Raw genomic sequence first — 18,865 nt, 5'->3', positions numbered from 1 at the left:
GGGCTTTATGTCACCCCATGAAGCCCGTCACGCAGCCACCATGAAAGAGGCCGCCTGAGTTGCAAACCCGTGTCCAGACAATCCGAGCCGGTACACGCGCGGCAAGGCGAACGAAGCGCGCGAGATGCGCATCTCGCGCATCTCGACGCTCGTGCTGAGCCTCATCGCGATCGGCCTCGGCATCCTGTTCGAGCACGTCAACGTGGCGTTTCTCGTCGGCCTCGTTGCGGCCGTCGCGGCGAGTGCGAATTTCCCGGTGCTGGTATCGTCGATTTTCTGGCGCGGCATGACGACGCGCGGCGCGGTCGTCGGCGGAAGCCTCGGGCTCGTTTCGGCGGTGCTGCTGACGCTGTACTCGAAGTCGGTCTGGGTCGACGTGCTGCACCAGGCGCACGCGCTCGTGTTCCTCGACAATCCCGCGCTCGTTTCCGTGCCGCTCGCGTTCGCGGGCATCTGGCTGTTCTCGATGCTCGATCGCGGCGTACGCGCCCGCGCGGAGCGCGAAGCGTTCGCGCTGCAGGAGTTCTATGGACAGACGGGCATCCTGTCGGCCAAGGCGGTGGACCATTGACGTGTTCGCGACGCTGCGCCCGGGCGCGAACACGACCGTCGACGAACTGATGTCGTACGTCGCGAATCGCGTGGACGAGGCGCCCGCGAAGCCGAAGTGGATCACGCTCATCGCGAAGATGCCGATGACCAATGTCGGCAAGATCTATAAGCCCGAGCTTCGCATGATGGCGGCGCAGGCAGTGGTGACCGCTCGCGTGAATGAAGTGTGGGCCGAGTCGAAGGAAGCGGCGCCCTGCCCGCGCGTGCGGATCGATGCGCAGAAGGGTATCGAAGTCCTGCTCGATGAACCAGCGCTAGGGGATCGTGCGGCGCAGGTTCGGGAGCGGCTGCGGCAAGTGCTGGCACCGCTTCCCATCAAGACCACTGTCACCTTCGACGTTCCCGCGGAACGCAACGCCTCCTGATCCCTCATCGCATGCTGTGCGGCCCGGGCCGGACCGCACAGATCAAATCCCCTCCTCCTCGTTCCCCATGCCGGATGCGCATGCAGGGAACGGTGTCGCATTCGCCCGCGTAATATATTCGGCTATATTACGGTACGCGAAACGGCGCGCTGAAGATTCATCGCGCGCCGGGTCCATACCAAGAGCGATTTTTGACTACCGTCTGAGGAGGTTTTCGTGAAGTTTCGATTTTTCCGCTTGTTGCTCGCGATCGTGGCCGGAGCCGCCGCAAACTCCGCGTTCGCCGGCGAAGTGCAGGTCGCCGTGGCGGCCAACTTCACGGCGCCCGTGCAAGTGATCGCGGCGAACTTCGAGAAGGACACGGGCAACAAGGTCGTGGCATCGTTCGGCGCGACCGGGCAGTTCTATGCGCAGATCAAGAACGGCGCGCCGTTCGAGGTTTTCCTCGCCGCCGACGACACCACGCCCGCCAAGCTCGAAGCCGAAGGCGCGACCGTGCCCGGCAGCCGCTTCACCTACGCGACGGGCGCGCTCGCGCTCTGGTCGGCGAAGGAAGGCTACGTCGACGCGAACGGCGACGTGCTGAAGAAGAACGACTACCGCCATCTCTCGATCGCCAATCCGAAGACCGCGCCGTACGGGCTCGCCGCCACGCAGGTGCTCGACAAGCTCGGGCTCGCGCAGGCCGTCGCTTCGAAGATCGTCGAAGGGCAGAACATCTCGCAGGCGCAGCAGTTCATCGCGACGGGCAACGCGGAACTCGGCTTCGTCGCGCTGTCGCAGATCTACAAGGACGGCAAGATCACGAGCGGCTCGGCGTGGATCGTGCCAGAGTCGCTGCATGATCCGATCAGGCAGGATGCCGTGATCCTCAGCAAGGGCAAGGACAACCCCGTCGCGAAGCAGTTCGCCGACTACCTGAAGGGACCGAAGGCCGCCGAGGTCATCAAATCGTTCGGCTACAAGCTCTGACCCTGACGGCCGCACGACTCGCGCGATGCCACTCTCCCGTGCCGACTTCCAGGCGATCTGGCTGACTGTCCAGCTTGCATCGCTCGCGACGCTGCTGCTGCTCGTCATCGGCACGCCGCTCGCGTGGTGGCTCGCGCGCACGCGCTCGCGGCTCAAGGGGCCGGTCGGCGCGATCGTGGCATTGCCGCTCGTGTTGCCGCCGACCGTGATCGGGTTCTACCTGCTCGTCGTGATGGGGCCGAACGGCTATGTCGGCCAGTTCACGCAGGCGCTCGGCTGGGGCCTGCTGCCCTTCACGTTCGCGGGGCTGGTCGTCGGTTCGGTGCTGTATTCGATGCCGTTCGTCGTGCAGCCGTTGCAGAACGCGTTCGAGGCGATCGGCAACCGGCCGCTTGAAGCCGCCGCGACGTTGCGAGCCAGTCCGTGGGACTGCTTCTTCTCGGTGGTCCTGCCGCTCGCGCGGCCCGGCATCATCACCGCGACGATCCTCGGCTTCGCCCATACGGTCGGCGAGTTCGGCGTCGTGCTGATGATCGGCGGCAACATTCCGGGCCGCACGCGCGTGGTCTCGGTGCAGATCTTCGACCATGTCGAAGCGCTCGAATATCCGCAGGCGCACTGGCTTGCGGGCGGCATGGTGGTGTTTTCGTTTCTCGTGCTGCTCGCGCTCTATTCGAGCCGGCGCACGCCTTCCGCTTACGTCTGAAAACCGGAAAGTCTGAAAGAACATGGCTGAACTTCCGGCCCCGGCCAGCCTTCGAGCGACCTCGTTGCCAGATGCCGCGACCGAGGGCATCCACGCCCGCTTTCGCGTCGAACAGGGCAGCTTCACGCTCGATGTCGACGTGAACCTGCCGGGGCGCGGCGTAAGCGCAATCTTCGGACACTCGGGATCGGGCAAGACGACGCTGTTGCGATGTATCGCCGGCCTCGCCCGGCCAAAGGACGGACGCCTTTGCGTCAACGGCGAAGTGTGGCTCGATACCGCGAACGGCATCTTCCTGCCGACGCACAAGCGGCCGCTCGGCTACGTCTTCCAGGAAGCGAGCCTGTTTCCGCATCTCACTGTCGCGGGCAATCTGCGCTACGGCATGAACCGCGTCGCGCCAGCGACCCGTCGCGTCGAACTTTCGCAGGCGGCCGGGCTGCTCGGCATCGGCCATCTGCTCGAGCGCATGCCGGCGGGACTGTCGGGCGGTGAACGGCAGCGCGTCGGCATTGCGCGCGCGCTGCTGACGAGCCCGCGCCTGTTGCTGCTCGACGAACCGCTCGCATCGCTCGACCAGAAACGCAAGCTCGAAATCCTTCCCTACCTCGAACGGCTGCACGACGAGCTCGACATCCCGATCCTGTATGTCAGCCACGCGCCGGAAGAAGTCGCGCGCCTCGCGGATCATCTCGTGCTGCTGGATCAGGGCCGCGCGGTCGCGAGCGGACCGATCACCGATACGCTCGCGCGGCTCGATTTGCCCGTCGCGATGGAAGACGACGCGTCGGTGGTGATCCAGGGCGCCGTCGCGGGCCATGATGCGCACTACGGGCTCCTGACGCTCGACCTGCCCGGCGCGCGCGTTTCGCTCAGGGTCGTGCACGCCGCGCTGCCCGCGGGCAAGCCGATGCGCATCGTCGTCAGGGCGCGCGACGTCAGCCTCGCTTCGAGCGCGGCCGAGGACACCAGCGTGCTCAACGTGCTCCCGGCAACGGTCGTCGAAATCGAATCGGCGCCGGACCCTTCGCGGGTGATGGTACGGCTCGATGTCGACGGCACGCCGCTGCTGTCGCGGATCACGCGGTATTCGCGCGATCGATTGGGCCTTGTCGTCGGAAAGCGGGTTTGGGCTCAGGTGAAGGCGGTGTCGCTGCTGGCCTGATCGGCTTGATCGGTGCGCTGCGCGCCTGGCTGACACCACTTCTTCGGCCAAGGCGCCAAGGCGTCGGTAAGCGGCCCCTTGCGCACGGCCCCTTGCCGCGTAACGCGCCGAAAAATACCCCTCTTTCGCCGTAATTGAATTTCCCGCACAAGTGGCATAGCGTTCAACTATGTGCCGATCGCCGCTAGCCGGTCCCCTGTAAGTGTTCCACTTCAAGGTTGACGGCTCAGCAGGTCGAACGAGGAGATCGTCGTGAAGCGACTGAGGATTTTTGTCACGCTGTCGGTGGTGGCCGCAGCCTTTGCATGCGGGTCGGCGAATGCCGGCGGGCATGTCGGCGTGTTTATCGGCGGCCCGCTCTACTTTCCGGTGGCGCCGGCTCCGTATTACTACTATCCGCCGCCGCCCGTCGTCGCGATGCCGGCCGCGCCGCAAGCGTATGTCGAGCAAGGACAGGCAGCGGCCGGACCCGGTCAGCCGAGCGGCTCCTGGTATTACTGCGATGCGTCGCAAGCGTATTACCCGTATGTGAAGCAGTGCCCGGGCGGCTGGCGTGAAGTCGCCCCGCAGCCCGCACCGTCCAACTGACACTTGAACAGGATCGTACCGGCAACATGGCCCGCTCAACGATCGCATTACTCGCCGCGCTGACCTGCGTCAGCGCGTGCACCGCCCTGCCAACGACGCCGAGCGTCATGGCGCTCCCCGGCACGGGCAAGACCTTCGACCAGTTCCGCGCCGACGACGGCGCGTGTCGTCAGTTCGCCTTCAACCAGGTGGGGGGGGTGTCGGCGAATCAGGCCGCCACCACGAGCGCGGTCGGCAGCGCGGCGATTGGCACGGCGCTCGGCGCGGCGGCGGGCGCGGCGTTCAACGGCGGCGCGGGCGCGGCGGTCGGCGCGGGCGTGGGTTTGCTCACGGGAAGCCTGGTCGGCATGGGGACGGCACAGGGCTCGGGGTATGAGGTGCAGCGTCGCTATGATTACTCGTATCTTCAGTGCATGTACGCGGCCGGCGACCGCGTGCCGGTCAGCGGCCACATGATGACCGCGCCGGGCGGGGGACACTATGGGCCTCCGCCGCCCCCGCCCCCGGGGATGCCGCCACCTCCGCCGCCTTCCAGTTGAGAAGGCGTGGTTGGCTGACGCGCACGGCGGTAAGCGTTACGACAAAGCCGACTTGGGGTCGGCTTTGTTTTGTCGAGTTTTGGGTCAGGCGCTCGCACTTGGATCAAGTCACGGCCAATGCACGATGCTAAAGCTGGGTCTCAATCGCCGCCTTGTCGATCACTGACCAGACTTGCTCGATCTTTCCTTCCCGGAATCGATAAAACACGTTCTCCGCAAACGAGACTTTCTTTCCGTTTACCGGGAGACCAAGGAATGTTCCCGTTGGCGCGCACGTGAAGTGCAACCTGCTGGCTATGAAGAGCGGATCGGAAACCAACAGCTCAATATTGAATTGAAGGTCCGGGATTTCCCTGAAGTCCCGCTCCAGCATCTCGCGATAACCCGATAAGCCGATCCGCTGACCGTTGTAATGAACGTCGTCCCGAACGAACTGCTCCAGCCTCGGCCAGTCCTGCTGGTTCAGGCAGGCAATGTAGTTTCGATAGATGTCGGAGAGGTCGGTTTTATTCATGGCAATGGCTCCCTCGTTGTACAAGATTCCTGCTGCAACGTGGCGCGAGTCGAAGCCCCTTCACCGCCGCCCGCGCCACGCATCATTCGAAGCGCGCGTCCTCTGCGCCGGCACGAAATCCGGCGCGACGATCAACCCCACCACCCAGCCGAAGTAGAACCGGCAGTCGATCCAGAATTCGCTCCAGTCGTAGACGGTGAAATTCCCGACATGACCGAGCGACAATCCCGCCTGCAACACGCCGGTGACGACGAGCCACGCGATCGCCGTCACGGCGGTCACGCGTGCGCAGCGCTTGAAGGTGCGGTGGTCCCACGTCTCGCGCACGGCGAATATGCCCGCGCCGAGGATCAGGATCGCCGGTATGGCGCTCGTGATGATGACGCGGCCGCTCCAGTCGAAGACGATTCCCGTCAGCACGACCGCAAGCGCCGCAAGCACCGCGACGGTCCACGCGATCCAGCGCCGCGCGCGCGCCGCGAACCACGCGACGGTGATCGCGAATGGCGTCACGGCCCACTGGAGCGTCTGCGAGACCGCGAGTGCGAGATTCAGGGCGGCCTGCTCGTTGGTATGGCTCGCGGCGATGGCGACGGTGATCGCCTCGTGCACGCACACGGTCGCCACCGCGAAGCTCAGCGCCGTGCAGGCGGCGAACGCGGGGCTCTTGTCGGGGTGCGCCGGTTGCAGGCTCAGTGTGCGCATACGCTCGATCAACGGTTCGACGAAAAACGCGAGGATCAGGCCGATCAGGAGCGCCGCGGCGGCATCGCGCAGGGTGAAGTGGCCGAATACCGAGAAGAGCCCTTGCCAGACGAATTCGGGCGCGGCCGCGCAGACGGCGACCCACAGCGCAAAGAAGAACCCGTTCGATACTCGGGTGAGCGGCACGGCGGACCTCCAGGCAGGTGAAACCGGTTGGCCTTCATGAAGCTGGCGGCGACGCCGCCGCGACTGCTTTCGCCAGCGCTTTCGCCACCCGCGCCGGCAACGCCGCGCCGATGTCCGCGCCTTGCAATGCGAGCGCCTGCGCGACGCTCACCACCTTGTCGGCTTCGTAGTGGCGGCCGCTGCCGATCAGAGTCTCGAAGTCGTTCGCACGCTGGTTGATTTCAAGCGGATCGGCGTCGACCAGCAGCACCGCGTGGGCGAGCACCGCGTACCTCGGGTCGCCGGGAGAATCCGGCACGCGTCGCCAGTATTGCGCAGTGCCGGCGATCTTGCGCGCATCGTCGGCGGGGCCCCACGCCAGGTTGAAGCGGCCATCGCAGAAGGAACCTTCCACCGCCTGCCAATGCGTCTCGACGCCGAGTTCGCGCAGCGCGCCGGCCAGAATCGCGCACAGGTGCAGGTAGACGGCGTCGGCCATCATGCCGATCGTGCTGGTCAGCGGAAACGCGAGGCTCAGGTTCAGGATGCCGGGGCCTTGGGGCACGAGGCCGCCTCCCGACAGCCGCAAAAACACGGGACACCCGCGACGGGCGAACTCGGCGCGGGCTGCGTCGAGCGAGGCGTAGCGCTGGTAGCTGCGCGGCACCACGAGCGACACCGGCGCTTCCCATAGATGCGCGACCGCGCGTCCGGCCGCTGCGTGGGCAAGCAGGGCCTGCTCAGCGTCGAGGGGGTTTGCTGCTGCGTCGGTGGCGTCGAAGTCGATGAGGTCGAAGGGCATTGGATCGGTGGTCGCTGGCGCTTGGGATCGTATTTTTTTATACCGTTTGATGCGCTACAAACGCAAACCCCACCGAAAACCCAAAGCGAAGCGCCACGCTCAATGCGCCCCGGCATCGCGCTGGTTGGGCGAGCGAATGCCATAGCGCGCCATCCGCCGATACAACGTCATCCGGCTCACGCCGATCTGGCGCGCAACCGCGCTGAGATTCCAGCTCGCCGCGCGCAGATACTGCATCAGCAGCATGCCTTCCGGCGACAGCAGATGCGGATCGAATTCTTCGTGAGCCACACTCGCGCCCTGCAATGCCGGCGCGGCCGCTTCGCTCACGCTCACCGAGGCCGAAACATTCTCCGGCAGGTCGTCGACTTCGATATGCCCGTCCGAGCAAACCGCCCGCGCATAACGCAGCACATTGCACAATTCACGCAAATTCCCCGGCCACCGATGCCGATGCAGTCGCTCGCGCGCCGCGGGCGAGAGCGCCACCGCCCCGCCCGGCGCGTCTGCCAAAAGCTTCTGGATCAGCCAGTCGAGATCGGTACGCTCGCGCAGCGGCGGCAGCGCAAAACGCGCACCGTTCAGCCGGTAATACAAATCCTCGCGAAAACGGCCACTTTCGACCAGTTCGTCCAAAGAATGATGCGTCGCCGAGACCACCCGCAGATCGACCGACACCGGCCGCGACGCGCCGATCGACAGCACCTCGCCTTCCGCCAGCACGCGCAGGAGGCGCGATTGCAGTTCGCGCGGCATGTCGCCGATTTCATCGAGAAAGAGCGTGCCGCCATCGGCCTCCTGGATCAGTCCGCGCTTCGCCTTCGGCCCCGCGCCGGAAAAGCTGTTCGGCAAATGCCCGAACAGTTCGCTTTCGATCAGCGTCTCGGGAATCGCCGCGCAATTGACCGCGACGAACGGCCCGCCGCGCCGCGCGCTCGCCTGATGCAGCGCCTTCGCGAAATATTCCTTGCCGGAGCCGGTTTCGCCGTTGATCAGAAGGTTGATCGGCGAATCGACGAGCTTGGCCGCGCGTTCGAGTTGCCGTTCGAGCAAGGCGTCGCCGCCGCACAGCGCGGCCAGCGGCGCCGGAATCTTCGTCGCGCGGCCGGCGTCACGCGTGGCGTTCGCGCCCGGTTGCCACAGCGGCGCGGGCGGCATCACGCTCAAGTAGAGCAATGCGCCGCTGCGCGCGAGCGACAGCGCCCGCAATTCACTCGGACGCGAGTACACGAAGCGGCCGAGGTCTTCGAGACGGGCATCGAAGAGCGCCTCGAACGGTGTGCCGACCAGCGGCGGCAGTTCGCCGCCCCGGCCCTGCTCCGCCGCCAGCATCTCGTGCGCGCGGCGGTTGTGCCCGACGATGCGCCCGCTCGCGTCGAGCGCGACCAGATACTCGGGGTCGACATCGACGAACTCCGGCGATGTATTGAGCTTCAGGATCCAGTCCTGCCGGTGCGTGCGAAGGAAATTGGCGTTTTCGATATGGCTCGCGTAGATGCGCACGAGTTGCAGCGCGAGGCTCTGGCTGTCGCGCGCCTGGGGCGACGTGAGCGCGGAGATATCGAGGATGGCGGTCAGGCCGCCGTGCGAATCGAACAGCGGCGCGGCGGTGCAGGTCAGCGGGATGTGCGTGGCGTCGAAGTGGTCGATCTGATGCACGGTCAGCGCCTGGCCGGTTGCGAGCGCCGTGCCCACTGCGCAGGTCCCGGCGCCGGTCTCGCTCCATTGCGCGCCGAGATAGAGGCCGGCGCGGCGCAGGCTCGTGTCGGTATTGGCGTCGCCGAGATAGTCGACGGTCACGCCTTGTGCGTCGGTCAGCAGCACGACGTAGCCGAGGCCCGCGACCTGGCTGTAAAGCGTCTGAAGACCGTGGCGGGCGATGCGGGCGAAGTCGTCGATGCGTTGCTGGTGCTCGCGCAGCCGCGTCTGCGGCAGGATGCGCGCTTCCTGCATCCGCGACGGGTCGAGGCCGTACTGATGCACGCAGCGCCGCCACGACGACTCGATGATCGCCTCGTGCGTGCGCGCCGCCATCATTGGCCCACCCGTGGGCTGACCCTCCGGCAGGGTGCGCGTGGTCGCTTCGACTACCGCCTCGATGTGCTTGCGTTGCCGCATGTCCATCGTGCTCTCCTTGGTGTCTCCTGGCCCGGCTCGGCGCGGGCGCTTCTTCGGAGCGCCTCGGGTCGCCTGGGTATTTCGGGACCGGACTCCTACTTTATCCGACTGCGCGGGCGTTGGGCAAACCGCGCCGGAGTGAGCGCTTAACTCATACGAAACTCAGGCGCGCCGCGCTTGCAACACCTGCTGCAGGAACGTATCGGCGGCAATGGACAGGCTCCGGTTCTGCAGCCGGATCACATAAAGATGCCGCACGAGCCCGTCGAGCCGCAGCGGCTTGATCGCCAGCGCCTCGTGGCGAAAGGGAAAGAGCGCGAGTTCCGGGATCACCGTGAAGCCGAGCTGATGCACGACGAGCGCCGCCGCCGTCGCCAGTTGTTCGACTTCCATCACGCCGCGCAGGCGCAGCGGCTGCAGCGCCATGTCGAGTTGCTGGCGGATGCTCGTGTTGCGCGCCAGGTTGATGAACGGGTACTGCGCGAGATGTTCCGGCCGGATCCTGCGCTTCGCGGCCAGCGGATGCGCGCGATGGCACACGAGATAGTAGCTGTCGGTGCAGAACGGCGTGGCGTCGAGGCCCGTCATGTCGGGGCCGAGCGCGGCGATCGCGAAATCGGCGCGGCCGCGCCGCACGAGCGCGATGCATTCGTCGGACAACACGTCGAACAGATCGAGTTGCACGCCCGGATGACGCTCATGGAAGTCTTGCAGCAATTCCGGCAGCAGGCCCGCCGCGATCGACGGGAGCGCCGCAATCGACACACGTCCGCCGCGCACGTCGACGCGATCGCGCAAGTCTTCGCAGATCTTGTCGAAATCGGCGATGAGGAGAGCCGCCGATTCCGCGAATGCCTCGCCCTCGGGTGTCAGTTCGACGCGCCGCGTGCTGCGGTCGAACAGGCGCACGCCCGCGTCGCGCTCCAGGTTGCCGATCAGCGCGCTGAACGCGGACTGCGAGAGATGACAGCGTTCGGCGGCCTGCGTGAAATTCCTGACGTCGCGCAGCGCGAGAAACGCGCGCAACTGCTTCGTCGAGAGGTTCATTCGGGCACGTCGAGCGACAGGAGCGCCCACGCGAGCGACTTGCCGTGTGCGTCGAGCGCGAGCGAACGCGTGACGCCGCCCGCGAGCGCGCCTTTCAGCACGAAGTTGAGCGCGCCGATGCCGGGCAGTTCATAACGCCGGATCTCGCCCTCGACGATGCCCGCGAGGTGCCGCCCGACCGCGCTTTCGGTGACGTGGCGCACGAGCCGTTCGTAGTCGCCGGCGCGGTAGGCGATCACCGAGATGCAGGAGATGTTGCCCTTGTCCCCGGCGCGTGCGTGTGCGATGTCTCTGAGTTGCATGTCATACCTCGAAGAAGGTGAGCGCGGGTGTCACGAGCGATTCCGGCACGAGCGCCGACACGATGCCGATCACTTCGCGCGCCGACTTGGTGGCCCCGCCGCCGCCGCCGGGTCCGCAAGTCAGGAGCGCTTCGACTTCGTTGCCGATCAGCGCGGCCTCTGCCATGCTCTTCGTCCTCACGACGACGCGAGCGCGCACCTCGTAGGGCTCGCCGTGCTCGGCGAGATGTTTGGCGCCGAGCCGCTCGCCATGCAGCGCATTCACGCCGATCAGTTCATAGCGCGCTTCGAGCGCCTCGACGCCGATCAGCGCGAGCCGCTCCCGCACGATCGCGAGCGCGAGTTCACCGCGCGCGACGGCGCCCGGCCCCGCATACGAAATCTGCCCTTCGCCGACGCAACTGTCCACGTAGCCGAGCGACGTCTTGAGCTTGCCGGTCTTCGGATGCCCGCGGGCGCCGTCGATCGCGACGCGGTCGCGCGCGATCTCGCGCACGCGCACACCGGAGAAATCGGCGATCACATCGGGCGTGAGGTAAGCGGCCGGATCGTGGATCTCGTACAGCAGTTGCTCCTTACAGGTCGCCTCGGTGACAAGTCCGCCTGCCTCTGCGATCTTCGTGATCACGACGTTGCCTTCTTCATCGATTTCGCCGATCGGAAAGCCGAGCCGCGCGAGCGCCGGCACGTCCTTCATGCCCGGGTCGGCGAAATAGCCGCCCGTGATCTGCCCCGCGCATTCGAGCAGATGGCCCGCCAGCGTGCCGCGCCCCAGGCGCTCCCAATCGTTCATCGACCAGCCGAACTCGTGCACGAGCGGGCCGGTCACCAGCGCCGGATCGGCGACACGCCCGGTAATCACGACATTGGCGCCCTGGCGCAGCGCATCGACGATCGGCTGCGCGCCGAGATACGCATTCGCGGACACGAGCCGGTCCCCGAGTGACGCGACCGGTTCACCGTTGTCCTCGATCGTGAAATCGCCGGCGCGCAGCACGTCGAGCACGTCGTCGCCGGTCACGGCCGCGATCTTCAGTCCATGCAATCCGGCTTCGCGCGCGATGTCGGCCGTGCGCCTTGCCGCCGCGACCGGGTTTGCCGCGCCCATGTTCGTGACGATGCGAAAGCCATTCGCGGCGGCAAGCGGCAGCACGGCGCGCATCCGCGCGTCGAGCAGCGGATCGTAGCCGCGCGCCGGGTCGAGCCTGCGCGCTTGCTGCGCAAGCGCGATCGTGCGCTCGGCAAGGCATTCGAAGATCAGATAGTCGAGCGCGCCCTTCTGCGCCAGTTCCACTGCCGGTTCGATGCGATCGCCCGAATAGCCGGCGCCGCCGCCAATTCTGATGTGCTTCATGTTCATCTCCGTTGATGCAGGTTCGGCCAACGCGCGCAGTCAGAGCGGCAGCACGCCGAGGATCACGGCGGCGATCGTCATCACGACCGAGGCGCCGAACAGATACGGAATCGAAAACTTCTGATGGTCGCCGAGTTCGATCCCGCACAAGCCGACGATGAGAAACGTCGCCGGCGTGAGCGGGCTGACCGGGAAGCCCGTCGTCATCTGCCCGAGCACCGCGGCCTGCGCGACATGCACCGGCGATACGCCGAGCAGCTTGCCCGCTTCGGCCACCACCGGCAGCACGCCGAAGTAGAACGAGTCGGGATCGAAGAGCAGGCTGAGCGGCATCGACAGCAGGCCGAGCACGACCGGCACATGCTGCGCCATCGACGGCGGCACGAAGCCCACCGCGGCCGTCGCCATCGCGGAAAGCATGCCGGACTTGCCCATGATCCCGGTGAACACGCCCGCCGCGAACAGGATGCTCGCCATCATCAGCGCGGCTTTCGCGTGGGCATCGACGCGGGCGCGCTGTTCGTCGACCGTGCGATAGTTGATCAAGAGCGCGAGCACCACGCCGATCATGAACATCACCACCGGATCGACCTTGCCGCTGATCATCGCGCCCATCACGACGACCGTGAGCAGCAGGTTGATCCAGAAATTTCGCGGACGGCGCAGCGCGGCTTCGGCATCGCTCAAGGTGCGCGTGAGCACTTCGGCGTGATCGTGTCCGTTGGCAAGTCCGAGCCGCTTCGCCTCGCGCCGGCCGAGCATCCAGCAAGTCCCGAATACGAACGCGATGCCGACGAGCTGCACCGGAATCAGCGGATTGAAGATCGTTGTGACGGGAAGATGCAGCGAAGCGGATGCGCGGATCATCGGCCCGGTCCACGGCAGGAAGTTGACGCCGCACGCAAGCGATGTCGCGAGCGCGAGGATGCGGCGGTCCATGCCGAGGCGGTCGTAGAGCGGCAGCATCGCGGGAATCGTGATCAGGAACGCGACAGCGCCGGAACCGTCGAGGTGGATCATCAGTGCGAGCAGCGCCGTGCCCGCGACGATGCGCGGCGGACTGAGGCCGACGGTCTTCAGGATGCGATCGATGATCGGATCGAGCATGCCGGCATCGGTGACGATGCCGAAGTACAGGATCGCGAAGATGAACATGCCGGCGACGGGCGCGACGTCCTTGATGCCCGCGACGATGAACTTGCTCGTCGCGAGTCCAAAGCCGCCGATGAGCGCAGCCGCGATCGGTATCGCGATCAGCGCGACAAGCGGCGACATGCGCTTGGTCATGATCGCCGCAAGCAGCGCGAGAATGGTGACGACTCCCAGCAGGGCCAGCATCGTGTCTCCTCCGATTCAGTCGGATGGTTTTTCGGTCGAGGGGGCGGCGGCGTTATGCGCGTCTTCTTGTTTGAACCGAATTTACGGTGTTCCGATTGGCCTGAGAAGTCGATTTTTTCAATGCATTAATCGGCTTTGTCGATGAATGCGGGATGCGCCGGCGCTGCGGTGCCTTTGATAGACTGAGGCCACAACCATGCGGATCTGAAAAACCAGGAGACAACGATGACGAAAATCGCCTTCGAGGACTTTGAGCGGAAAGTGGTGCAGCACCACCTTATCAAGGGAAACGTCTACGAGAACGGCGCGGCGCTCGTCGAACGGGCGAACCTGTGGATTGCGGAGCACGGCGTCGATGTGATGAACGTCGAGAGCCTCTCGACGTTCGGCGCCGGCGACGATACCAGTGTCAGTCACTGGTACTCGGGCATACGCGTGTGGTACAGGACTGAGTAGTCCGAGTCCGCCTTCAGCCGCGTCCCACGAACGGCATCTTCGTCGCCATGACGGTGTGGAACAGCACGTTCGCCTCGAGCGGCAGGTTCGCCATGTACAGCACCGACTGGCCGACGATGCTCACATCCATCATCGGCTCGGGCGCAATCTCGCCGTTCGCCTGCGGCACGCCCTTCTCCATGCGCTGCGCAAGCTCGGTGCGCGCATTGCCGATGTCGATCTGTCCGACGGCAATGTCGTACTTGCGGCCATCGAGCGAGCTCGTCTTCGTGAGTCCCGCGACCGCGTGCTTGGTTGCCGTGTAGGCCATCGAATTGGGACGCGGCGCGCTCGCCGAAATCGAGCCGTTGTTGATGATGCGTCCGCCCATCGGATTCTGTGCGCGCATCACGCGAAACGCGTTCTGGATGCAATAGAACATGCCGTTGAGATTGATGTCGACGACGCGCTTCCATTGTTCGGGCGTCCAGTCTTCGAACGGGCCGGGCGGGTTGCTCACGCCGGCGTTGTTGAAGAGCAGGTCCAGGCGCCCGAAGCGCTCCGTCACCGATGCGAAAAGACGCGCGACCGACTCCGGGTCCGATACGTCGGTCGAGATCGCGCAGGCGCGATCCTCGGCGCCCGCTTCGCCGATCACCGCTTCGAGCGGCTCGATCCTGCGGCCGGCAAGCGCGACGCGCCAGCCGTCGCCGAGCAGTGCCAGTGCCGCCGCCCGGCCGATGCCGGTGCCCGCGCCCGTGACGATTGCGATGCGTTCCTTCTTGCTGCTTGCTTCTGACATTGCCATGTTCTCCGTGGTTGCGCACGCGGGTGCCGAAGTGTCGACATTACCAACTTTGCGCACGCTTCACACGGAAACCGGGACTTGCGAACCGCCGGAGTTCGCGAACGATCCGCACCTAGTGTTTGCCGCAAAACACGGCCGTCAGTACCAGCGGGACCACCGGGTGCACGACGGCATCGCTGCCCGATGCACGCACGCGCTCTTCGACCGATTCGGCCGGCCCGACCACCACGACGCCATACGCCGAATCCGTGAGCGGCGCACCGCTCCCCTGCTTGAACATCGCGTCGTCGCGTTGATAACCGAGCACTGCGTACACGCGAAAGCCAAAAGCGGTGAGATCGCTGCCGTGCGTCGGGCGGAATGCGTTCACCGAATTCGCCTCGACGCGCATCGGTGTCGCTTCGATATATCGCGAGTCGACGAGCGGCGCAATGAAAGTGTGAGCGCTCGATTTGCAGTCGAGCGGACTATCGAGCGCAAGACCATAGGTGGCAGCAGGCGCGGAGGCCACGCCTGTTACAGCCAGCGCGGTAGCAAGGAGAATGGGACCCTTTTTCATGGCATTGCGTCGAACGGTTCCTGGCGATACGAGGCGTCAGGGTCGATGCAATAATCGCGCCAATCTTCGATCTTCGAAACGGCGCTGCGGGGACCTGGCGCATGACACCCGCACACAGCCGATATGACGTTCGTCCAGCGGGTGACCCAAGTATCCCGCGTTTCGCCGTTCGACGTCTGTACGGGAAACATCAGTCCCTTTTTGCAATGCTCGCCGTGACAGAATTTCAATGCGCTGGGCTCACGCACCACTCGCGTGCATGCGCTGCCCGGACGTGGCAAAGACAGGAATGACGGGAGTGTTTATATTTGACGGCCTGTCCGCCGGAAATGACCGGCACGACTCTCTCTTGCCTCGAAGGATCATCAATGAACGACCTGTCCGCTTTCCTCGTCACGAAGAAATGGCCCGCCGAGCATCCCGACCGGTTGCAGCTCTATTCGCTGCCCACGCCGAACGGCGTCAAGGTCTCGGCGATGCTCGAGGAGACCGGCCTGCCCTACGAACCGCATCTCGTGCGCTTCGACGCGCACGATCAGATGACGCCGGAGTTCTTGTCGGTAAGCCCGAACAACAAGATCCCCGCGATCCTCGATCCGAACGGTCCCGGCGGCAAGCCGCTGGCGCTCTTCGAATCGGGCGCGATCCTGATCTATCTCGCCGACAAGACGGGCCTCTTCATGCCTAGCGACGCCGCCGCGCGCTACGAAACGATCCAGTGGCTGATGTTCCAGATGGGCGGCGTCGGCCCGATGTTCGGGCAGGTCGGCTTTTTCCACAAGTTCGCCGGCAAGGACTATGAAGACAAGCGTCCGCGCGACCGCTATGTCGGGGAATCGAAGCGGCTGCTCAACGTGCTGGAAGAGCGGCTCGCGGGCCGGCCGTGGATCATGGGCGACGAGTACACCATCGCCGACATGGCGGTGTTTCCGTGGGTGCGCAATCTCGTCGGGTTCTATGAAGCGCGCGAGCTCGTGGAAATCGAGCGGTTCCCGAACGTCACGCGCGTGCTCGACGCGTTCCTGGCACGGCCAGCCGTCACGCGCGCGCTGGATATCCCGAAGCGGAATTGAATCGCAAGCAAGGCGGTTTCGTGAGGCACGCCCATGACGATCCAGCGCCGATATCTGCTCGCAGTTTTCGTCAACCTTGCGTTGCCGTGGCTTGCGTACCGGCTTGCGTTCGCACACTTGGGCCACCCGCTCGCGCTGGCTGCATCGACGCTGCCGCTCATCGCGTGGATGGCGTGGGATCTCGCGCGGCTGCGCCATTTCGATGCGCTGAGCGCGCTCGTGCTCACAAGCACGCTGCTGTCGCTCGCCGCGACGACCATCGGCGATGATCCTCACTCGCGTGCACTCGAAGAGCCGACGGTGTCGGGCATCGTCGGCGTGATGTTTCTGTTGTCGCTAATTTTGCGGCGTCCGCTCGTCTTCTATCTTGCACGCTCGACGCTCTCCCGCGAAGGGAACCAGGTCGCGCTCGACTTCGACGCGCATTGTCGCGATCGGCCTGAACTCGCCTGGATGCTTCGGTTGATGACCGCGGTGTGGGGCGTCGGCCTCGTCGCGGAAAACGTGTTGCGCGTGTTCATCGTCTGGCACTGGGCGGGCGATCGTCATGCGCTGGTCGCTTCGCGCGTTCTGCAATACGGCGTCTACGGCGCGCTGACGGTGTGGACCTTCTGGGTTCGCCGACGCATCAGGCAGCAAGAACTCGAACGGGATGCCGCGCCCGGTCGCATCGGAGAGCGATGAGCGCGTGCCGTGATGCGGACTCCAGCGCCGCGGACGCTTGCTGCGTCAATCCCCCTTGAATTTCGCGTGGCTCTTGAGCCACTGGTCGCGCGGCGTCCTGCGCCGTTCGCGGCGCGTGCCGACTTTCGCGCGCATCTGGTACGTCAATGGCGCCTTCTGTGCCGTGATCTGGTTCCAGCCGCTACCCGAGGTCACGTCGAACGCGCCGATGTAGCCGCCGGCCGCGAGCGCCGGAACCGGCTTCTTCAGGTGCTTGCCGTAGTCGAACTGCGTCCCGGCCTTCCGCCCCGGCTCGAACCAGGCGGGAAACACGAAATCGGACACTGTCACGCCGTCGATGTCGTAACCGAGCTCGTCGGCTTCGCACGCGTCGCAGACTTCGTACGCGTAAAGCACGCCCTTCGTCGCGCTCGGCTGGACGAACACCGTCAGGTTGATTTCGGGGTCGGCGAGCATTTCGAGCAGTTCGTGGCTCGCGGTGACCGTCCACTTGTTGCCGTATTGCTGGTCGGTCTTGGCAAACACCTTGCCGAGCGGCAGCCCTTCGTTCGTCACGTCGTGGTAGCCGAGCGCGCCCGCCTGATCCGAGTTGTCGAGAATGCTGAGCCACCACGAACCGGCTGCGGGCTTCTTCTTCTTGGGCACGAACGTGAGCTCCGCATCGATACCCCAGGCCGGCGCGAAGTGCTCGTGCACCTGCTTCTGCAACGCCGGCAGCGCGGCCTGGACCTGAGCGTCGGTCACTACCGTGCTGGAGTTGATCACTGAAATCCTGATGTTCGACATGCTGCCTCCTGTCGACCCGAGCTGGCGCTGTCGACGAGCGTTAGCACAGTCGGTCAGAGTGGGCGCTGGCCCTATGTGCTTACTCTGGCCGACCCCATGCGCTTGCTCTCGTCCAAAGCGTCTTGCTCCGGTCCCATGCAAGATGGTTGCTGTTGATCCGCCGCTTCGGTCTCGCCTGCCGAATTCGTCGGTGGATGGTCGGATGTACGGGCGAGTATTTCCGCGCCCATCGCAGTTATGCCACCAGCGAGACTTTTTTACATCCCCAATAACGAATGCCTACGAATGGCAAACATCCTCGTTGCGACGCAGCGAAACCGACAGCCTCTCTTGCCGCATTTTTTTTGAATCGATACCGTGATTACGATGTCTATCGAGCAGGCCGTCTTCACGGCGCATCACCGTCTCGGGCGCGTTCGCTGCGCCAGCGGGATCGCGTCGTGCGGACATCGACGGCGGCATCGGTGCCACCCGATCGTTCGTGCGTCGAATTTTCTTTTGCGTCAGTGCGTTGCCGAGGTATCAGGCAGGATATCCACAGGCTTAAGCACAGAAGCTGTGGACAATTGCAGCCGATCATTACGAACGCACGCGCATCGTGGATCACGAAGCAAATCGCTCCGGCTTGTGGCGTCCGGGCCAACCGATATCGAGCCTGCACTGCGAGCGGCGCCGTGCCGTCTAGCCGACGGCGCGCGATTGCGTCGACGGGTATGCGGTAGCTCAATTGCGCTGCGGATGATGATCATGAAACTCTTTCTTGCCGTGTCGCGACGCCATGGGTTCTGGCTCGCGGCTTCTCTCGCATTGTTTTTTTCCGCGTTCAGCGGGGCCGAGGCCGCGTGCCCGAACTGGGTCGAAACGACGTCGGGAAGCGTGTTCAATATCGCCGCGCTCATCGCCGATGCAGGCTCGGCGCAGTTCGCGCTGGAACGGGTGAAGCGGGCGTTGTCGAAAGTGGATGCGGGCGGAGGTTGCGCGATTTTCAGCGACCGCCCCGCGTGCGATGAGACGATGACGCTCGCGAAAAAGGCGATTACCGCGCTGGAAGCGTGCACGACGCCAGCCGTATCGAACGACGACGGGCGTAGGCTCGTGCAATAGCTGAAGTGGAAGATCGGGGATGGGTGCTCGTGAGCGCCGAGTCGGCTCACGAGTTTGATGCTGCGGACTTTCGGCGGCCTCGTTGGCCGCATCGATCAAGGGGCGGTTGCGCTTGACGCGCAAC

At 65.1% G+C, this 18,865-nt stretch carries 21 protein-coding genes and 1 pseudogene; 11 read left to right on the top strand and 11 right to left on the bottom strand.

All coding sequences use genetic code 11. The annotated features are described in order from the left end of the window. Window positions 1-91: 91 nt before the first annotated feature. From AWB68_RS35850 to AWB68_RS35820, 7 genes and pseudogenes are all read left to right on the top strand, one after another. Window positions 92-571: pseudogene (locus tag AWB68_RS35850) on the top strand (sodium:solute symporter family transporter); the annotation flags it as partial. A 1-nt stretch (window position 572) separates the two neighbouring features. Then, window positions 573-977, top strand: a complete 405-nt coding sequence (locus AWB68_RS35845) for a hypothetical protein (RefSeq protein WP_087648989.1) — start codon at window positions 573-575, stop codon at window positions 975-977. 216 nt (window positions 978-1,193) lie between these two features. Next, window positions 1,194-1,949, top strand: a complete 756-nt coding sequence (gene modA / locus AWB68_RS35840) for a molybdate ABC transporter substrate-binding protein (protein ID WP_087648988.1) — start codon at window positions 1,194-1,196, stop codon at window positions 1,947-1,949. 25 nt (window positions 1,950-1,974) lie between these two features. Then, window positions 1,975-2,655, top strand: coding sequence for a molybdate ABC transporter permease subunit (modB, locus tag AWB68_RS35835; RefSeq protein WP_087648987.1), 681 nt, complete (start codon window positions 1,975-1,977; stop codon window positions 2,653-2,655). 22 nt (window positions 2,656-2,677) lie between these two features. After that, entirely contained in the window at window positions 2,678-3,820 is a 1,143-nt protein-coding gene (gene modC, locus AWB68_RS35830) for a molybdenum ABC transporter ATP-binding protein (protein ID WP_087648986.1), read from the top strand. Window positions 3,821-4,072: 252 nt separating this feature from the next. Beyond that, complete coding sequence (locus AWB68_RS35825; protein WP_087648985.1) at window positions 4,073-4,408, top strand: hypothetical protein; 336 nt, start codon at window positions 4,073-4,075, stop codon at window positions 4,406-4,408. Between the two features lie 26 nt (window positions 4,409-4,434). Then, window positions 4,435-4,947 carry a YMGG-like glycine zipper-containing protein gene (locus tag AWB68_RS35820; protein ID WP_087648984.1) on the top strand — a complete coding sequence of 171 codons (513 nt, stop codon included), beginning with the start codon at window positions 4,435-4,437 and terminating at the stop codon, window positions 4,945-4,947. Between the two features lie 127 nt (window positions 4,948-5,074). On the opposite strand, the gene AWB68_RS35815 is transcribed toward AWB68_RS35820, so the two are convergent. From AWB68_RS35815 to AWB68_RS35780, 8 genes are all read right to left on the bottom strand, one after another. Further along, entirely contained in the window at window positions 5,075-5,461 is a 387-nt protein-coding gene (locus AWB68_RS35815) for an ester cyclase (RefSeq protein WP_087648983.1), read from the bottom strand. A 60-nt stretch (window positions 5,462-5,521) separates the two neighbouring features. Next, window positions 5,522-6,352, bottom strand: a complete 831-nt coding sequence (locus AWB68_RS35810; RefSeq protein ID WP_087648982.1) for a hypothetical protein — start codon at window positions 6,350-6,352, stop codon at window positions 5,522-5,524. Window positions 6,353-6,386: 34 nt separating this feature from the next. Then, complete coding sequence (locus AWB68_RS35805; protein ID WP_087648981.1) at window positions 6,387-7,133, bottom strand: lipoyl protein ligase domain-containing protein; 747 nt, start codon at window positions 7,131-7,133, stop codon at window positions 6,387-6,389. Window positions 7,134-7,232: 99 nt separating this feature from the next. Further along, window positions 7,233-9,257 carry a sigma-54-dependent Fis family transcriptional regulator gene (locus AWB68_RS35800; RefSeq protein WP_087648980.1) on the bottom strand — a complete coding sequence of 675 codons (2,025 nt, stop codon included), beginning with the start codon at window positions 9,255-9,257 and terminating at the stop codon, window positions 7,233-7,235. Window positions 9,258-9,413: 156 nt separating this feature from the next. After that, window positions 9,414-10,298, bottom strand: coding sequence for a LysR family transcriptional regulator (locus tag AWB68_RS35795; RefSeq protein WP_087648979.1), 885 nt, complete (start codon window positions 10,296-10,298; stop codon window positions 9,414-9,416). Beyond that, the gene (locus AWB68_RS35790) at window positions 10,295-10,600 is read right to left on the bottom strand and encodes an AtuA-related protein (protein ID WP_087648978.1); all 306 of its coding nucleotides are present in this window, start codon (window positions 10,598-10,600) and stop codon (window positions 10,295-10,297) included. Before AWB68_RS35790 ends, AWB68_RS35795 begins: the two co-directional genes overlap by 4 nt. A 1-nt stretch (window position 10,601) precedes the next feature. Further along, window positions 10,602-11,954: an acyclic terpene utilization AtuA family protein gene (locus AWB68_RS35785; RefSeq protein WP_087648992.1), complete on the bottom strand. Its 1,353-nt coding sequence runs from the start codon at window positions 11,952-11,954 to the stop codon at window positions 10,602-10,604. Window positions 11,955-11,993: 39 nt separating this feature from the next. Then, the gene (locus AWB68_RS35780; RefSeq protein WP_087648977.1) at window positions 11,994-13,292 is read right to left on the bottom strand and encodes a CitMHS family transporter; all 1,299 of its coding nucleotides are present in this window, start codon (window positions 13,290-13,292) and stop codon (window positions 11,994-11,996) included. 225 nt (window positions 13,293-13,517) lie between these two features. On the opposite strand from AWB68_RS35780, the gene AWB68_RS35775 reads away from it, so the two are divergent. Then, window positions 13,518-13,748: a hypothetical protein gene (locus AWB68_RS35775; RefSeq protein ID WP_087648976.1), complete on the top strand. Its 231-nt coding sequence runs from the start codon at window positions 13,518-13,520 to the stop codon at window positions 13,746-13,748. A 13-nt stretch (window positions 13,749-13,761) separates the two neighbouring features. Here AWB68_RS35775 and AWB68_RS35770 read toward each other — a convergent pair whose 3' ends face one another. Together AWB68_RS35770 and AWB68_RS35765 are read right to left on the bottom strand one after the other, a co-directional pair. Then, window positions 13,762-14,529, bottom strand: a complete 768-nt coding sequence (locus tag AWB68_RS35770) for an SDR family oxidoreductase (protein ID WP_087648975.1) — start codon at window positions 14,527-14,529, stop codon at window positions 13,762-13,764. A 118-nt stretch (window positions 14,530-14,647) separates the two neighbouring features. Then, entirely contained in the window at window positions 14,648-15,094 is a 447-nt protein-coding gene (locus AWB68_RS35765) for a hypothetical protein (protein WP_125483151.1), read from the bottom strand. A gap of 368 nt (window positions 15,095-15,462) precedes the next feature. On the opposite strand from AWB68_RS35765, the gene AWB68_RS35760 reads away from it, so the two are divergent. Further along, window positions 15,463-16,167, top strand: coding sequence for a glutathione binding-like protein (locus AWB68_RS35760; protein WP_087648974.1), 705 nt, complete (start codon window positions 15,463-15,465; stop codon window positions 16,165-16,167). 33 nt (window positions 16,168-16,200) lie between these two features. Then, a complete protein-coding gene (locus AWB68_RS35755; RefSeq protein WP_087648973.1) occupies window positions 16,201-16,851 on the top strand; it encodes a VC0807 family protein in 651 nt (216 codons plus the stop codon). A 45-nt stretch (window positions 16,852-16,896) separates the two neighbouring features. On the opposite strand, the gene AWB68_RS35750 is transcribed toward AWB68_RS35755, so the two are convergent. Continuing rightward, on the bottom strand, window positions 16,897-17,637 hold the full coding sequence (locus AWB68_RS35750; protein WP_087648972.1) for a hypothetical protein: 741 nt from the start codon (window positions 17,635-17,637) through the stop codon (window positions 16,897-16,899). A gap of 747 nt (window positions 17,638-18,384) precedes the next feature. On the opposite strand from AWB68_RS35750, the gene AWB68_RS35740 reads away from it, so the two are divergent. Next, complete coding sequence (locus tag AWB68_RS35740; RefSeq protein ID WP_235028681.1) at window positions 18,385-18,741, top strand: hypothetical protein; 357 nt, start codon at window positions 18,385-18,387, stop codon at window positions 18,739-18,741. Window positions 18,742-18,865 lie beyond the last annotated feature (124 nt).

The organism is Caballeronia choica, assembly GCF_001544535.1.
GTDB lineage: Bacteria > Pseudomonadota > Gammaproteobacteria > Burkholderiales > Burkholderiaceae > Caballeronia > Caballeronia choica.
This window is presented reverse-complemented; position numbering and strand designations above follow the sequence as displayed.

Excerpts from the sequence above, each read along its gene's own strand:
- AWB68_RS35770 (WP_087648975.1), bottom strand. The coding sequence starts at position 14,529 with ATGTCAGAAGCAAGCAGCAAGAAGGAACGCATCGCAATCGTCACGGGC.
- AWB68_RS35805 (WP_087648981.1), bottom strand. The coding sequence starts at position 7,133 with ATGCCCTTCGACCTCATCGACTTCGACGCCACCGACGCAGCAGCAAAC.
- AWB68_RS35750 (WP_087648972.1), bottom strand. The coding sequence starts at position 17,637 with ATGTCGAACATCAGGATTTCAGTGATCAACTCCAGCACGGTAGTGACC.
- AWB68_RS35820 (WP_087648984.1), top strand. The coding sequence starts at position 4,435 with ATGGCCCGCTCAACGATCGCATTACTCGCCGCGCTGACCTGCGTCAGC.
- AWB68_RS35795 (WP_087648979.1), bottom strand. The coding sequence starts at position 10,298 with ATGAACCTCTCGACGAAGCAGTTGCGCGCGTTTCTCGCGCTGCGCGAC.
- AWB68_RS35775 (WP_087648976.1), top strand. The coding sequence starts at position 13,518 with ATGACGAAAATCGCCTTCGAGGACTTTGAGCGGAAAGTGGTGCAGCAC.
- AWB68_RS35780 (WP_087648977.1), bottom strand. The coding sequence starts at position 13,292 with ATGCTGGCCCTGCTGGGAGTCGTCACCATTCTCGCGCTGCTTGCGGCG.
- AWB68_RS35740 (WP_235028681.1), top strand. The coding sequence starts at position 18,385 with ATGAAACTCTTTCTTGCCGTGTCGCGACGCCATGGGTTCTGGCTCGCG.
- AWB68_RS35765 (WP_125483151.1), bottom strand. The coding sequence starts at position 15,094 with ATGAAAAAGGGTCCCATTCTCCTTGCTACCGCGCTGGCTGTAACAGGC.
- AWB68_RS35815 (WP_087648983.1), bottom strand. The coding sequence starts at position 5,461 with ATGAATAAAACCGACCTCTCCGACATCTATCGAAACTACATTGCCTGC.
- AWB68_RS35800 (WP_087648980.1), bottom strand. The coding sequence starts at position 9,257 with ATGGACATGCGGCAACGCAAGCACATCGAGGCGGTAGTCGAAGCGACC.
- modB (WP_087648987.1), top strand. The coding sequence starts at position 1,975 with ATGCCACTCTCCCGTGCCGACTTCCAGGCGATCTGGCTGACTGTCCAG.
- modC (WP_087648986.1), top strand. The coding sequence starts at position 2,678 with ATGGCTGAACTTCCGGCCCCGGCCAGCCTTCGAGCGACCTCGTTGCCA.
- AWB68_RS35785 (WP_087648992.1), bottom strand. The coding sequence starts at position 11,954 with ATGAAGCACATCAGAATTGGCGGCGGCGCCGGCTATTCGGGCGATCGC.
- AWB68_RS35755 (WP_087648973.1), top strand. The coding sequence starts at position 16,201 with ATGACGATCCAGCGCCGATATCTGCTCGCAGTTTTCGTCAACCTTGCG.
- AWB68_RS35790 (WP_087648978.1), bottom strand. The coding sequence starts at position 10,600 with ATGCAACTCAGAGACATCGCACACGCACGCGCCGGGGACAAGGGCAAC.
- AWB68_RS35760 (WP_087648974.1), top strand. The coding sequence starts at position 15,463 with ATGAACGACCTGTCCGCTTTCCTCGTCACGAAGAAATGGCCCGCCGAG.